Origin of the sequence: Streptomyces sp. NPDC050418 (assembly GCF_044458745.1) — a bacterium.
Taxonomy (GTDB): Bacteria; Actinomycetota; Actinomycetes; order Streptomycetales; family Streptomycetaceae; genus Streptomyces.
The window spans coordinates 1-14,547 of sequence record NZ_JBITIG010000011.1; the positions used below are offsets into that span (position 1 = coordinate 1).

A 14,547-nucleotide genomic window follows, 5' to 3' on the forward strand; every position below is an offset into this window, starting at 1 on the left:
AGACGCTGTCCGCGTTGTCGAAGGCCGGTAAGGCCATCGACCCGATGACCTACATCACCAAGGCCGGCGGCGCCGGCCTGTCCAAACTCGGCGACATCATGGCCGGACTCAAAGGCGTCGGCACGATCGAGATCCCGCCGCTGCCCGACACGATGGTCCGGCTGCCCGAGGGCTCGCTCCGTATGCCCGACGGTTCCTTCACGCTTCCCGAGGGCGCGGCCATCCCCGAGGGTGCGGTCACCACGCCCACCGGGGCGCTCAAGCTGCCCGAGGGATGGACGACCGTCTCGCACGACTCGGTCGCGCTGCCGGACGGCCGGGTCCTGGAGCCCGACGGCTCGCTGATCTCGCCGAACGGGGCGGTGGACCCGAACCCGATCCCGGCGGAGAAGCTCCCCGAGCAGACGCCCGTGCAGCAGCCGGTCCTCGTGGGGGTGCACGCGGGCGACAGTCACGTCCCGTCCGGCACGGCCGACAACGCGGTCCCGGGCTCGACTTCCGGCGGCTCCCACCTGCCGCCGCACGGCCCCGGTTCCGGCCCTGACATCCCGACGGGTCCCGGATCCCACGCGGACGACGGGGCGCACGTCGGCGACGACGCTGCAGGTCACGGCGATGAAGCGGCCCCCCATGGCGACGACGCGGCCTCCCACGGCGACGACGCAGCCGGTCACGGCGACGACGCAGCCCACGCCGGGAACCCGGACCACACGAGCGCGGCGGACGATGCCGCGCACGCCGGTGACGAGTCCGATGGTGCGGCGGGCGACGGCCCCGGTTCCGGCGCCTCGGACAGCACGTTCACCTACGAACCGAGCATGTCGGAGGCCGAGTTCAACCGGCTCACGCCGGATGAGCAGCACCGCGTGGCGGCGGCGGAACTCAACGAGGGCGCGGTGTCGTTCCCGGACGGTGACGCGGCCATCGCCTACGGCCGCGACCACTGGAACCAGTACGTGGACGATCTCGACCCGGCCGCGAAGCAGGCCCTGTGGGACTACACGGGCGACACCCCGCCGTCGTACATCGACATGAACGGCTACCTGCGCGGCGACGCGGCGTACGACACCCCCGCGGTGCGGGCCGACATCGCCGAGATCGACAAGGTCATGGCCGGGAAGCCGGTGCCCGAGGACATCATGGTGGTCCGCGGTACCGGTCTCGGTCACCTGAACCTGTCCTCGTACGACGACATGATCGGCAAGACGTACCCGGACAAGGGATACTTCTCGACCTCTCTCGGCAACAACCCGGTGGCCAGCTTCTCCGGCAAGGAAGCCGTCCTGCACCTGCGGGTGCCCGAGGGCACGCCCGCGCTGTGGGTCGAGAAGGTCAGCAAGTACGACGTGACGGAGCGGGAGCTGCTCCTCGGACGCGGCTCCAGCTACCGGGTCACCCGGGTCTTCATGGACGACAAGGGGCAGGTGCAGGTCTACGGTGAAGTCCTGCCGCGCCAGTGAGGAACGACTTGATGAGCAGGGAACAGCGGCCCAATCCGCGCCTTGACGAGGACCTGCGGTTCGACGCCGCGCCCGGCGGTCCGCCGCTCTACCGGCCCGACACGGACAAGCCGGTCCAGTATCTGACCGTCGTCGACAGCGAGGGCGGGATCGTCGGCTACGCCTTCGCCAACGACGAGGACGACGCGGGCGGGTTCCTGTACCGCAAGGCGGGCGGCCCGGCCGCGTACCGCAAGAGCACCGAGTGGTCACGCCGTCTGCGCGAGGCCAAGGCGAACGGGCTCCGGCCGACCGAGGCCCTGCGCGAGCTGATCGCGTACGGCGGTGACGACCTGAGTCACGTCCGGACCGACGGGCCGCAGGAGTCCGCCACTCTCGCCGCGCTCAAGGAGCGTGCGGGTCACTCCTGATGACCGCTGCGCTCCGCGCAACGTAGGCGTTGCGCACGCAAAAGCACCAAGAACCAAACAGGGGGACCCCGGTGAGCACTTCGCCGCAGCAGCAGAATCCGTACGGCCGGCAGAACCCGTACGCCGATCAGCAGCCCATCCCCGCCCAGGGCCAGCCCCGGTGGGGCGCCGGGTGGCACAACCCCGCTACGGGGCCCGTCGGTTGCCGGTTCTGTGGTGGGATGCCCGCCGAGAGGGTCACGTTCCGGGCTCATCAGGGGCTGCTCATCGCCATGCGGTTCCAGAAGCTCGACGGCTCCATGTGCGCGGCCTGCGGTGAGGGCGTCTATCGCGAGATGAGCGGGAAGACGTTGTGGCAGGGGTGGTGGAGCCCGTTCTCGCTGGTGTTCTTCACGCCGTTCGCGCTGCTGTCGAACCTGTTCGCGCGCCGCAGGGTCCGGGCGCTGCAGCCGCCCGTGCCGGGGCAGCACGGGGCTCAGGTGCCGGCCGGGGTGCCGCTGCACAAGCGGCCATTGTCGTATGTCGCGCTGATTCCGCCGCTTTGGTTCGGTTTCCTGGTGATTTCCGGCGTGTTCTTCGGTGACCCGTTGGGCAGCTGAGGCGGGCGGGGCGCGTGAGTCGTCCCACCCGTCCTCCTTCGAGCTGTACCTCCCCCTTGTCGATGCCTTATGTTGCGGAGGCAAAGCCGAGGGGGAGACCGATCGTGTCCGATGAGCAGAAGCCGCAGCCGCAGCCGATGAGCCTCGCCGACGTCGAGGCCGTCGCCCGCCGCGCGCACGCCACGCAGACCGACAAGGCCGGCCGCCCGTACACCGGGCATCTGCAGGCCGTCGCCGAAGGGACCCGGGCCCGTGGCGGCAGCGACGAGCAGATCGCCGCGGCCTGGCTGCACGACGCGATCGAGGACGACGCCCTGAGCGCCGAGTGGCTGGAGGCCGCCGCGCTGACCCCCGCCACCAAGGCCATCGTGCTCGCGCTGACCAAGCGCGAGGGCGAGGAACCGGAGGCGTACGCGGCGCGTATCCTCGCGACGCCGGGGGCACTGCTCGTCAAGACGGCCGACCTCGCGCACAATTCCGATCCGGTACGGCGGGCCGAGCTGGACCCGCCCACGCAGGAACGGCTCGCGCGCAAGTACGCGCGGATGCGCGAACTCCTCGGCCTCGCCGAGGACGCCTGACGACGCCTGAGGGCCGAGGACGGCCGGGACTGCTGAGGATGACCGTGGACGACTGGGGACGCTGAGGAATGGCGCGGGATTACGACAGTCAGCTGCTGGAGTCGGTGTCGGTACGCCGCCGACGGCTGCGCGACGCCCTGCTCTTCGGTGCGCAGCGCGCGCGCCGCACCGCCGATGAACGGCTCGGCAAGGTCTTCGCGGGGATCGCCATCGCCGCCGTCCTGTGCGCCGGCTGTGTCGGCTGGTCCTTCGTGCAGAGCATGCTCGAGAAGCAGAAGGACGAGCAGCGCAAGCAGGAGCAGAAGCAGGAGAAACTGCTCGGCGCCGAGCCCCTGGAACAGAGCTGGCATTCCGGTCAATTCGGCGCCAACGGCCCAGCGTCCGCCCCGACTTCGCGATGATAGGTTCCGGTAAGTGGTGAGCACTGCAACGAGTTCCCGAGCGCAACTCAGCCGAGTGACCCTCGTCGGTGAGCGCCGGCGGGCGGACATCGTTCTGCCGTCGGACACACCCATAGGGCAACTGCTGCCCGACATCCTCCAGTTGCTCGACGACCGGGCCGCCGCACGGCCGATGACCCGGCAGCTGATCACCTCCGACGGCGCCGTACTGCCGCACGAGAGCACCCTGTCCTCCGCCGAGGTGGCGGACGGCGCGGTGCTCCGCCTCGTACGGGCCCACGCGGCGCCCCCCGCACCCATCGTGCACGACGTGACCGACGAGGTCGCCGACGATCTCGATCTGCGCGCCTGGCGGTGGCGGCCCGCCGCGCGCCGGGCCGGCGCCGGCGTCGCCACCGTGCTCCTCGCCTCGATCGCGGCGCTGCTCGCCCGAGGCGAGTTCGGCCTCGCGTCCGTCGCGACCGGACTCATCGCGGTCACGCTCGTCCTCGCCGCCGCCGGTGCGCTCGTCGCCAGGCTCGGCGCGGGCAACCGGGGCCTGGCCACCGCGCTCCTCGTCACCTCCGGGGTCCTCGGCCTGCTCGCCGCGTGGACCGCCGCCGACGCGCACGCCTGGTCCGGCGAGGTCCGCACGGCAGCGGTCGGCGGTGCGCTGGTCCTCACGCAACTGCTCCTCGGGTTCTTCTCGCCGCTCGGCCGGGGCGGGCTCGTCGGGGCCGCCGCGACCGCGGCGTTCACGCTGATCTGGGAAGCGGCCGCCGCCGTCCAGGACGACCCGGCGCGGCTCGGCGCCGTGATGGCCGTGGTCTCCGTGGTGCTGCTCGGCATGCTGCCGCGCCTCGCGCTGATGGCCTCGGGCCTCACCGGCCTCGACGACCGCCGCTCCGGCGGCGCCTCCGTCAGCCGCCACCAGGTCGCCGGCGCGCTGGCCGCCACGCACCGCGGGCTCGCGCTCGCCACGATCGCCACCGCGATCTCGGCAGCGGCCGCCGGTTTCCTGCTGACGTCGGCCCGGCCCACCGTGTGGACCGTGCTGCTCACCTCGCTCACCGCGGTGGTGCTGCTGTCGCGGGCGCGGGCCTTCCCGCTGGTCGCCGAGGTCGTGGCGCTGTTCGCGGCGGCCGGTTTCCTCGCCGTACGCCTGGTGACGCTGTGGATGCAGCACGCCGAAGGCGTCGGGCCGCTGGCGGTCCTGGCCGTGGCGGCGGTGCTGCCGCTCCTGGTGCTCGCGGTACAGCCGCCCGAGCATGTGGTGGTGCGGCTGCGCAGGCTCGCCGATCTGATCGAGTCGATCGGCGTCATCGGGCTCTTCCCGCTCGCGGTCGGGGCGTTCGGTGTGTACGGGCAGCTGCTCGACAAGTTCTGAGCGGAGCGCAGATCTTTGCCGGGTGACAGGGAACAGGGAACGGGGCGCAGGGAAGTGAGCACGGACATGCCGAACGGCGGCGGCAACTGGCAGGGCGATGTGCTGCGCGACCTCAGGGGTACGGGAGGTCAGGCGCCGGTTCCCGGACAGGCACCGGTACCGGTGCCCGGACAGACGCCCGTCCCCGCACAGGCACCGGCACCTGGACCGGCACCCGTGCCCACGCAGGCATCCGCCCCCGCCCCCGCCCAGCCCGCCCCTGTGCAGGCACCCGCCCCACACCCCGTACCCCCGCAGCCCTACGAGCAGCAGCAGCCCCCCGCCTCTCCCTACGCCCAGCCCGCGCCCCGCACCCCGGACTCCCGGCAGGTGCTCGACGGGGAGCTGGCCGCCGCGCGGCGCAAGGCGCGGCACGGTGAAGCCTTCGTGACCCGGGCGCTGCGTGCCGTCCGCAGAACCGTCTCGTCGAGCGCCGCCCGCGAGGTCGCCGACGCGAAGCGGCTCGGCGAGCTGCTGCAGGCCCCGGTCACCACCGGCCGGCAGATCGCCGTCACCTCGATCCGCGGCGGCGCGGGCAAGTCCACGGTCTCCGCGCTGCTCGGCACCACCTACGCGCACTACCGCCACGACCCCGTCCTGCTCGTCGAGGCCGACCCGGCGCTCGGCACGCTGCCGCTGCGCGTCGGCGCCGAGGCGCTGCGCTGGACGACCGGGGATCTCGCCTCGATCGTCGTGCCGCAGATGTCGCTGCTCGATGTGACCGGCTATCTCGTGCAGCTCCCCGACAACGCCTGGCTGCTGCCCGGCAGCCAGGGCCAGATCGGCGCGATGCTGGACCTCAAGGCGTACGAGAAGGTCATGGTCTCGCTGCGCCGCTACTTCGGGATCACGGTCGTGGACTGCGAGACGCTGCCCGCCGAGGTCGCGCGGACCGCGCTGTCCGCCGCCCAGGCCAGGGTCCTCGTCGCGCCCGCGACGCTGGAGGGCGTCACGTCCACGTATTCCGTCCTGCAGTGGATGCGGCAGCTTCCGCCGCACATGATCGAGGGCACGGTCGTCGTGCTCACCGAGACGGTGCCGCACAGCGGACTCGACCTCGGCAAGGCGACCGCGAAGCTCAAGGCGACCGGGGTGAAGGTCCAGCTCCTGCCATACGACCGGCACCTGGCTTCCGGCGGGGCGATCCGCACCGAACTGCTCGCGCAGCCGACCCGCACGGCCGCGACCCGGCTCGCCGCCGAGGTCTTCCAGCTCTCGCAGCAGCGCCGCTGACCCGCGTACAGCAGACCCCACGTACAGGAAAAAGGACACGTACAGGGAAAAGATGAGCACCCGACTGATCCACCGCCCGGCCCGCACCACGCGGCCCGCCGCCGCCTCCGAGGCCCGTGTCATCGAGGCGCCGCCGAACCTGCCCGACGGCAAGGGCGGCAACATCGCGACCTCGCTGCTGCCGGTCGCGGGCGTGATGTCCTCGGTCGTGATGATGACGGTGCTGCGCAGCAACGGCGCGTTCGCGGCGATCGGCGCGCTCATCCTGATCGTCACCATCATCGGCTCGGTCGTCCTCGTCTTCTCGCAGAAGGGCAAGGCGGGCCGCGCCCGCCGCACCCAGCGCGAGGCGTACCTCGAATACCTGGAGGAGCTGCGCGAGGAGCTCTCCGGTGAGGAGAAGCAGCGCCGCGAGCGCGCCGGGATCCTCAACCCGCCGCCGTCCGCGCTGTACGACATCGTGCGCGACCCGGCCCGGCTGTGGGAGCGGCGCAGGATGGACGGGGACTTCCTGCGGGTGCGGGTCGGCACGGGCGAGATGCCGGTTCGGGACCTCAAGCTCCAGCAGCAGGGCTCCTCGGTGCTCACGCCGCCCGACAAGTTCATGCTGAACGAGGCGTCCGCCCTGATGGACCGCTTCCGCACCGGCACCGAACTCCCGCTCACCGTCCCGCTGGACCGCGTCGGCAACATCAGCGTCGTCGGCCCGCGCGAGGACACCCTGCGCGTGGCCCGCGCCCTGCTCGTCCAGGCCGCCGCGACCCATGCCCCGGACGACGTGGCGATGGCGCTCGCGGTGCCGGGGGAGCGGCTCAAGGACTGGGAGTGGGCGAAGTGGCTGCCGCATCTGCTCGACTCCGAGCAGTTCGACGGCCCCGTCGCCGCCCGCCGTATCGCCCCGTCGCCCGCCCAGCTCGCCCGCCAGATCGGCCATGAGCTGCGCCGCCGTGCCTCGTACGCGGCCGAGGTGCGCCGCGGTCTGTCGGACAAGGCCGCGCTCGCCATGTCGTCGCGCCTCCTCGTCGTCTCCGACGGCTACGGCGAGGACGCGGCCGAACTGCCGCGCCCCGACGACGCGGTGGGCCTGCGCGACATGGGCGTCTCCGTGCTCCACCTGCTCGCCGAGCGCGTGCAGGAGCCCGGCCAGGTGTCCGTACGGATCACGGTGGACGGCGACCGCGTCGTGATCGAGGACCTGCGCGAGCGGGAGCCGATCAGCGCCCACGGCACCGTCGACGAGGTGACCGTGCCGGGCGCCGAGGGCATCGCGCGGATGCTCGCGCCGCTGCGGCTCTCCGCCGAGTCCATGGCCGACGCCCCGCTCTCCGGACCGGTCGACTTCGCCGAGCTCCTCGGCATCGACGACGTGGCCCACCTGGACCTGGAGGAACTCTGGGCGCCACGCGGCGAACGGTCCTTCCTGCGCGTCCCGATCGGCATCGGCGACTCCCACGAGCCCGTCCTGCTCGACCTCAAGGAGTCCTCCGAGCTGGGCATGGGACCGCACGGCCTGTGCGTCGGCGCCACCGGCTCCGGCAAGTCCGAACTGCTCCGCACCCTCGTCCTCGCGCTCGTCGCCACGCACCCGCCCGAGGACCTCTCGCTGGTCCTCGTCGACTACAAGGGCGGCGCGACCTTCGCGCCCTTCGCGAACCTGCCGCACGTCGCGGGCGTGATCACCAACCTGGAGAACCAGGCCGGTCTGGTCGAGCGTGTCCACGCCTCCCTCGCCGGTGAGGTCAAGCGCCGCCAGCAGGTCCTCAAGGACGCGGGCAACGTCGCCGACATCGGCGACTACGCGGCCCTGCGCGCTTCCAAGCGCCCCGACCTCGACCCGCTGCCGCACCTCTTCGTCGTCATCGACGAGTTCGGTGAACTCCTCACCGCCAAGCCGGACTTCATCGATCTGTTCCTCTCGATCGGCCGTATCGGCCGTTCCATCGGAGTGCATCTTCTGCTGTCGAGTCAGCGCATCGAGGGCGGCAAGCTCAAGGGCCTGGACACCTACCTCTCGTACCGCCTGGGCCTGCGCACCTTCTCCGCCGACGAGTCACGGACCGTCCTCGACACCACCGACGCCTTCCATCTGCCGCCGCTGCCCGGCTTCGGCTATCTGAAGGTCGATATGTCGGTCTACGAGCGTTTCAAGGCCTCGTACGTCTCCGGCGCCTACCGCGGACCCGTCGCCCGCGACGAGGAGGACAGCGGACCGCTCGCCCTCGCCTACGACGCGTACAACACGCTCGCCGAACCGGACGCCCGCGGCCCGGCCGAGCCGCAGATGCGCCGCCGCGAGACCGGACCCACCGAACTCGGCGTCCTGGTCTCCCAGTTGGAGAACGCGCCCACCGACCCCGTACGCCAGATCTGGCTCCCGCCGCTGCCCGAGGCCATCGCTCTCGACAAGGTGGCGGGCCCGGTCGACGTGGGCGCGCGCGGCATGCAGCTGCGCGGGCGGCGCGGACCGCTGCAGGTACCGCTCGGGCTGCTCGACGACCCGGCCAAGCAGTGGCAGGGCCAGTGGATCCTCGACCTCACCGTCGCGGGCGGCCACGCGGCCGTCATCGGCGGCCCGCAGTCCGGCAAGACCACGCTCCTGCGCACCCTCGCCCTGTCCCTCGCACTCACCCACACCCCGCAGGAAGTCGGCATCTACGGCCTCGACCTGGTGGGCGGCGGACTGCAGGCGCTCTCCGGCCTTCCGCACGTCGGCGGGATCGCGGGCCGCGCCGACCGCGAGCGGGCCGCCCGTACCGTCGACGAGGTGCGCTCGATGCTGGAGCAGCGCGAGGAGCTGTTCCGCGCGCATGGCATCGACTCCGTGGAGCAGCTGCGCGACCTGCGCGCCGCGGGCCGGCTGCCCGAACTCGCCTCCACCGAGATCGTGCTGCTCATCGACGGTTTCGGCGCGTTGCGCGACGACTTCGAGAACCTCGACGACGCGGTCACCGACCTGCTCAAGCGAGGCGGCGGCTACGGCATCCACATCGTCGCCGGCATGCTCCGCTGGAACGACGTCCGCATCGCCACCCAGACCACCTTCGGCACCCGCGTCGAGCTGCGCCTCAACGACCCCACCGAGTCCAGCGTCGACCGCAAGCTCGCCGAGACCCTCTCGCCGGACGAGCCCGGCCGCATCCTCACGGACGGCAAGCTCTTCGCGCAGGTCGCCCTGCCCCGTACCGACTCCTCGTCCGACACGGCCGAACTCGGCACGGTCCTCGAGCGCACCGCCCGCACGGTCCGTGCCACGTGGACCGGCGAAGTCGCCCAGCCCGTACGGGTGTTGCCGCACGTCCTCGACAAGGAGCTGCTGCCGGGGCCGGCCGCCGAGCCGAAGCGGGTGCCGATCGCGCTCGACCAGTCCGCGCTCAAGCCGGTGCTGCTCGACCTGTTCCACCACGACCAGCATCTCCTTGTGATGGGCGACAGCGAGTGCGGCAAGACGAACCTGCTCCGCGTGGTCGCCGAGGGCCTCATGGAGCGCTACAGCGAGGACGAGCTGGTCTTCGCCGTGTTCGACCCGCGGCGCGGGCTGCGTGGCGCGATCCCCGAGGAGTACCGCGGCGGCTACGCGTACAACACGAAGCTCGCCGCCGGACTCTCGGCCGGTATCGCCACCGAGCTGGAGAAGCGCCTGCCGGACGACAGTCAGGACACCGAGGACCTGGAGCCCGGCAGTTGGGGTTCGGGCCCGCGGATCGTGGTCCTCGTCGACGACTACGACGTCCTGACGACGGCGGGCCAGCAGCCCCTCGCGCCCTTCCTGCCCTACATCCCCTCGGCCGCCGACATCGGCCTGCACTTCGTGCTGACGAGGCGCGTCGCGGGCGCCTCGCGCGGCCTGTACGAGCCGATGGTGCAGGGTCTGCGCGAGTCCGGCTCGTCGGCGCTGGTGATGACCGGCGACCGCAGCGAGGGCCAGCTCTTCCCCGGGGTGTACGCGTCCGCGCAGCCCTCGGGGCGCGGAACGTTCGTGCGGCGGGGCGAGCCCTCGCGGCTGATTCAGACGGTGCATGCGGGGAGCCACTCATGACCGAGGTGATCCGGACCGTGCGCGCAGGGAGCCCCTCATGACCAAGGACGTCATCGCCCTCACGGAGCGGATGCCCGACCCCCTGACCATCCTCGCGAGCCTCCTCGCGGGCGGCCCCGACCAGCAGCTGCAGGCGGCCGGCGAAGGCGCCGTGGTGCAGCTCTGCGACGAGCAGGGCCGCCCCCTCGTCTCCGTCGAGGCCCCGCTGCTCGTCCAGGTCCCCGGCGAGGCCACCCGGCTGCTCGGCGTGCGCGAACCGGACCTTCCGTACTGGTGGACCGAGGCCCGCGCCACCACGGGCGTCGCCGCGGCCGAACAGCTCGCGAGCGGCTACGTGTCCCGGATCGCCTCCCTCGCGGGCGGCGCGGTCTGGCCGCCCGAGGCCGCCCGCACGCTCGACGTGATCAAGTCCGAGGGCGTCCAGGTGAACGCGGAGGGCGGCGGCGGCTCCGTGGACGTGCTCACCGACAAGGCGGCCGTCGTCATCCAGGACCGCCCGGTCGTCCCCATGACGGCCTGGCTCTCCACAGCGGTCTCCGCGGCAGCGGCCGCCGGCATCGGCCTGCAGATCGTGACGCCGCCCGGCGCCCGCCTCACCCCGGCCGTCCGCGCCGCGCTCGACGGCTGGCCCTCGCGCTGGGTCGTACGGGACGAGGAGTGCGGATACTACGACGGGCTGTCCGGCGCGGTGCTCGCCTGGCAGGGCGGACTGTTCCAGCCGGTGCCCGACGCGGACGGCACCACACCCGTGCCCGAGGTCTTCAAGGACGTCACGGACACCGGCGAACGTCAGCTCACACTGCAGTTCCGCACGGTCCATCCCGCCGACGACCGCCTGGTGCTCGGCGGCGCCCTGGAATCCGTCTGCCACGCGTTGCGCGGCGCACCGCCCATCGGCTGGGGCACCGCCGAACCCGTCAACCTCCCGTGGTCCCTGCGGCAGTTGACCGACCTCGCGCACGAGCGGGCCCCCGAGCCCACGCTCCTCTACGCGGTCGGCGAGGACCTCTTCGCGACCCTGCGCGTCAGCCGTACGAAGGCGGGCGTCGAGGAGGACATCACCGTCATCGCGGGATACGGGGAGGGCGCACCGCTCCCGCTCGACGCGCTCCCCGGCATCGCCGAGACCCTCGCGACGCGCCACCGCCTCCAGTCGCTCCTGGTCCAGGTGCGCAAGGCCCGCCGCGACCTCGCCGTGCTCCCGCGCTTCGAGGCGCCCGGCGTGCCCGCGGGCTTCGCGCTCGGCGCCGACGAGGTCCGCTCGATGCCCGGGGACCGCGCCCGCCGCACCCCGCTCGGCACGGCCCCGCTGGAACTCGGCCCGAAGACCCGCCCCGCCCTCTACTACCCGCTGCCGGGCGACCCGTCGGACCTCACGGCCTGGACGGACTTCGAGAAGCTGATGCGGCACCTCAAGGGGGAGTAGTCACTTCTCCAAGGGGGGCGGTACTTCTCCTTGCATACGTGAGGGGCGCCTGCGATCCGTCGCAGGCGCCCCTCACGTATGCAAGACAACAAGCCAAGCCTCAGCCGGCCTTGTGCCGACCCCGCTCCCGGGCGAGCTCCGCCGCGTCCCGCTTGAAGGCCCACTTCATGTCGGGCTCCATCACGATGCGGAACATCCGCTGCACCGGCGGCGTGCACAGCAGCGTCACGACGGTCGCCGCGACCAGGGTCACGAAGATCTCGCCGAGCGGCTTGTGCAGCCATGCGTAGTCCTCGTACCAGCCCCAGAAGCGCGAGCCCTTGGCGAGGAAGCCGTGCAGCAGGTAGCCGTACAGCGTGCCCGCACCGAGGATCGTGAACCACATGTGGCGTCGCGGCACCCAGGCGAGGAAGCACGCCACCATCACCATCGAGCAAACGAACAGAGCCAGCGTCATCACGATGCCGGCCCACCACGGAGCACCGAGCTCCTGGGCGCTGTCGCGGTGGTAGAACCACGCGGACGTCATCCGCGGGCCCGCCCAGTACGCGAAGAGCAGCGCGAACGCGAACAGCGGCACGGACAGGATCCGCACCTCGCGGCGGCGCACCATCTGGAAGTGCTCGGGCTTGAGGACGAGACCGACCACGAAGAACGGCAGGAACTGCAGGACGCGCTGCAGATCGAGGTCGTCACCGATGTCGGGCGAGACGGTGGCGAGCGCGGCGATGGCCAGCGAGACCGGAACGGGCCAGCGGATCGCCTTCCACAGCGGGGTCGTCAGACGCCATACGAAGAGGGCGACGAGGAACCACGTCAGGTACCACGGGTCGAGCAGGCTGATCGGCTGCGTGGGGTCGTCGTCCGCCCAGCGCTTGAAGAGGGTGTACGCGACCTCGAAGACCACGAACGGCACGAGCACCCCGGTGACGAGGCGGCGCAGCCGGTCCGGGCGCATGTCGAAGCTGCGCGAGAAATATCCGGAGATCAGGATGAAGGCCGGCATGTGGAACGTGTAGACGACCATGTACAGCGCCTCGGCGGCGCGGGAGTGGTCGGTCAGGGGCTCCCAGGCGTGTCCCATCGCGACGAGGACGATCGCCAGGTACTTCGCGTTGTCGAAGAACGCGTCGCGTTGCTTGCCGGACTTCTGCTCACCGGAGGCCGCGGGGGAACGGTCCGTGACGTTGTGGGGGGAGCGCGGACTCGGCACACCGGATGCCGGTTCCTGGACGGGGGGGAGCGGGGTCCGGTGCTGTGACCGCACTGCGCCTTCGGGGGTAGTGGCAGCGTGGAACATTTGAGGCACCCTAGTGGCGGCGGAGCGTTCCCGTAAAACCCCTCCGGTGAATATCGGACGTGATGAGCGCCATGTATGGCGAGTTCTGCCTGCGTACACGCTTACGCGTAAGTCGACTTAGAGATCCCGCCACCTAATAGTGACTCAACTCTCCTTACGGCATGGGCCTATCAATCCCGCTATATCCGGGCATAGCATCCGCAGGCGACTCTGGTGATATGTCCGCTTCATTGGCCTTTACTCACCAAACTCCTCATGTTCATTCGAGGTGAATACGTGAGCGGAGCCGACGGTTCCCTCCCCGTGTGCGCCCCAAGTACTGTGCGCGCGGCAACAATTCGAATTCCCTGCGAACAGACCGCGTGCGTAGGGCAACGATCAAGCCGAATTGAATGCGGCATGTGCCCGCGTAATGAGGGCGCGTAACCATCGTGTGTGCGCCCCGTGCCCGCTCCGTACCCGCGCCGTGGCCGCCACGGGACCCGTGCGAGCCTCCGCGGGACCGCAGGCGGGATGGCCGACGATGCGTCACCCGCCGCATAGGCAGGGCCCGTTGGTGGCACGATGGTTCTGGCGGGGGTGTGACGGCGTGCCTCCGGGCGGTAATGCGGACCGACCTAGGGTGTGATCAGTTGTGGTCTTCTCGCTTTCAGCGGTACTCGTGTTGGCGATCATCCTTGTGGTGCTGATCCGCGGGGGTTCGCTCAAGGCGGGCCCGGCCGTGATCGCGGTCCTCTTCGGCTTCTTCCTCGCGTCCACAGGAATGGCCGACGACATCCAGCGCTTCCTGGACTCCATAGCGCGCACGCTCAACGACATCCAGTTCTAGCCGGATGACATCCTGTCCCCGGATCCGCCCAGCGCGTGGGCGGCGGATACGGGGGACGGGGAAACATGGCGAAGCGCTACAGGGGGCCTTGGCTGGTCACGGTCGGGCAGCACCAGATGCACTGCCCGGTGTGCCGCGGCGCGCTGTTCTGGGAGCGGGAGGTCCAGCTCAACACGGCCGGCATGACGTTCATGCGGCTCGACTGGGCCAATGACTCGGCCACGGGCATCCAGTGCGCCCAGTGCTCCCGCCTGGAACTCTTCACAGACCGTCGGCAGCTTGGGCTGACCGCCCCGGCGAGCGCCTGAACCGCAAAAGGCCCAGGCCGCGGAGAACCTCCGTGACCTGGGCCTTTCACAAGCTGGAGCGGGCGACGGGAATCGAACCCGCGTAGCTAGTTTGGAAGACTAGGGCTCTACCATTGAGCTACGCCCGCAAGCACCGCACCGCAGGTCACGAGGACCGCGGCGCCCCTGCATCGTAGCGGGTCGCGGGTGTGCGGCGCACACCCCATATGCGGGCCCCGTGGAGGCCCCGGAAATGCGGCGGTCGCGGTGGCGGCGGGCATGTACCCTACGTGTCGCACCGACGGGGTGTGGCGCAGCTTGGTAGCGCGTCCGCTTTGGGAGCGGAAGGCCGTGGGTTCAAATCCCGCCACCCCGACCACCAGCGTCACCTGCGCGATCCACCGGCGCCACCTGCGCGATTCCGCTGACACCCGGCCCTGAGGGCCCTCTGTCAAGATCGCCTTTTGGGGCGCGTACCCGCTGCGGTTACTATGCAAGCTGCGCGCCCGTGTGCCACCTCCCGTGAAACCAGCGAACGGTCCCACGAAACGGTCCCGGCGACGCGCATCCGCTGCAGCTG

12 protein-coding genes and 2 tRNA genes are annotated in these 14,547 nt (G+C 71.1%); 12 read left to right on the forward strand and 2 right to left on the reverse strand.

What is annotated here, in order from left to right; genetic code table 11:
• From ACIBI4_RS25670 to ACIBI4_RS25710, 9 genes are all read left to right on the forward strand, one after another.
• Positions 1–1,460, forward strand: a 1,460-nt coding sequence (locus ACIBI4_RS25670; RefSeq protein WP_399206395.1) for an ADP-ribosyltransferase, incomplete at its 5' end; no start/stop codon positions are given.
• 11 nt (positions 1,461–1,471) lie between these two features.
• Positions 1,472–1,870: a hypothetical protein gene (locus ACIBI4_RS25675; protein ID WP_399206396.1), complete on the forward strand. Its 399-nt coding sequence runs from the start codon at positions 1,472–1,474 to the stop codon at positions 1,868–1,870.
• 71 nt (positions 1,871–1,941) lie between these two features.
• The gene (locus ACIBI4_RS25680) at positions 1,942–2,469 is read left to right on the forward strand and encodes a hypothetical protein (RefSeq protein ID WP_399206397.1); all 528 of its coding nucleotides are present in this window, start codon (positions 1,942–1,944) and stop codon (positions 2,467–2,469) included.
• 137 nt (positions 2,470–2,606) lie between these two features.
• Positions 2,607–3,050, forward strand: coding sequence for an HD domain-containing protein (locus tag ACIBI4_RS25685; RefSeq protein WP_399206640.1), 444 nt, complete (start codon positions 2,607–2,609; stop codon positions 3,048–3,050).
• A gap of 68 nt (positions 3,051–3,118) precedes the next feature.
• Positions 3,119–3,451 (forward strand): hypothetical protein, encoded by a 333-nt coding sequence (locus tag ACIBI4_RS25690; protein WP_399206398.1) that lies wholly within the window; start codon positions 3,119–3,121, stop codon positions 3,449–3,451.
• A gap of 13 nt (positions 3,452–3,464) precedes the next feature.
• Positions 3,465–4,817: a type VII secretion integral membrane protein EccD gene (gene eccD / locus ACIBI4_RS25695; protein ID WP_399206399.1), complete on the forward strand. Its 1,353-nt coding sequence runs from the start codon at positions 3,465–3,467 to the stop codon at positions 4,815–4,817.
• Positions 4,818–4,883: 66 nt separating this feature from the next.
• Positions 4,884–6,089 (forward strand): MinD/ParA family protein, encoded by a 1,206-nt coding sequence (locus ACIBI4_RS25700; protein WP_399206641.1) that lies wholly within the window; start codon positions 4,884–4,886, stop codon positions 6,087–6,089.
• A 52-nt stretch (positions 6,090–6,141) separates the two neighbouring features.
• Positions 6,142–10,125 (forward strand): type VII secretion protein EccCa, encoded by a 3,984-nt coding sequence (gene eccCa, locus ACIBI4_RS25705; RefSeq protein ID WP_399206400.1) that lies wholly within the window; start codon positions 6,142–6,144, stop codon positions 10,123–10,125.
• Between the two features lie 37 nt (positions 10,126–10,162).
• Entirely contained in the window at positions 10,163–11,551 is a 1,389-nt protein-coding gene (locus ACIBI4_RS25710; protein WP_399206402.1) for a DUF6177 family protein, read from the forward strand.
• 100 nt (positions 11,552–11,651) lie between these two features.
• Here the strand turns inward: ACIBI4_RS25710 and ACIBI4_RS25715 are convergent, their stop codons facing one another.
• Positions 11,652–12,764, reverse strand: a complete 1,113-nt coding sequence (locus ACIBI4_RS25715) for an acyltransferase family protein (RefSeq protein WP_399206403.1) — start codon at positions 12,762–12,764, stop codon at positions 11,652–11,654.
• A 721-nt stretch (positions 12,765–13,485) separates the two neighbouring features.
• Between ACIBI4_RS25715 and ACIBI4_RS25720 the strand changes: the two genes are divergently transcribed.
• Both ACIBI4_RS25720 and ACIBI4_RS25725 read left to right on the forward strand, forming a co-directional pair.
• On the forward strand, positions 13,486–13,680 hold the full coding sequence (locus tag ACIBI4_RS25720) for a hypothetical protein (protein ID WP_399206404.1): 195 nt from the start codon (positions 13,486–13,488) through the stop codon (positions 13,678–13,680).
• A 65-nt stretch (positions 13,681–13,745) separates the two neighbouring features.
• Complete coding sequence (locus ACIBI4_RS25725; protein ID WP_399206405.1) at positions 13,746–13,988, forward strand: hypothetical protein; 243 nt, start codon at positions 13,746–13,748, stop codon at positions 13,986–13,988.
• Positions 13,989–14,042: 54 nt separating this feature from the next.
• Here the strand turns inward: ACIBI4_RS25725 and ACIBI4_RS25730 are convergent.
• A tRNA-Gly gene (locus ACIBI4_RS25730) sits at positions 14,043–14,116 on the reverse strand.
• A gap of 153 nt (positions 14,117–14,269) precedes the next feature.
• Here ACIBI4_RS25730 and ACIBI4_RS25735 point away from each other — a divergent pair.
• Positions 14,270–14,346, forward strand: a tRNA-Pro gene (locus ACIBI4_RS25735).
• Positions 14,347–14,547 lie beyond the last annotated feature (201 nt).

Coding starts and splice junctions, on each gene's coding strand:
- ACIBI4_RS25685 (WP_399206640.1), top strand. CDS start 2,607: ATGAGCCTCGCCGACGTCGAGGCCGTCGCCCGCCGCGCGCACGCCACG.
- ACIBI4_RS25710 (WP_399206402.1), top strand. CDS start 10,163: ATGACCAAGGACGTCATCGCCCTCACGGAGCGGATGCCCGACCCCCTG.
- eccCa (WP_399206400.1), top strand. CDS start 6,142: ATGAGCACCCGACTGATCCACCGCCCGGCCCGCACCACGCGGCCCGCC.
- ACIBI4_RS25725 (WP_399206405.1), top strand. CDS start 13,746: ATGGCGAAGCGCTACAGGGGGCCTTGGCTGGTCACGGTCGGGCAGCAC.
- ACIBI4_RS25675 (WP_399206396.1), top strand. CDS start 1,472: ATGAGCAGGGAACAGCGGCCCAATCCGCGCCTTGACGAGGACCTGCGG.
- ACIBI4_RS25690 (WP_399206398.1), top strand. CDS start 3,119: ATGGCGCGGGATTACGACAGTCAGCTGCTGGAGTCGGTGTCGGTACGC.
- ACIBI4_RS25700 (WP_399206641.1), top strand. CDS start 4,884: ATGCCGAACGGCGGCGGCAACTGGCAGGGCGATGTGCTGCGCGACCTC.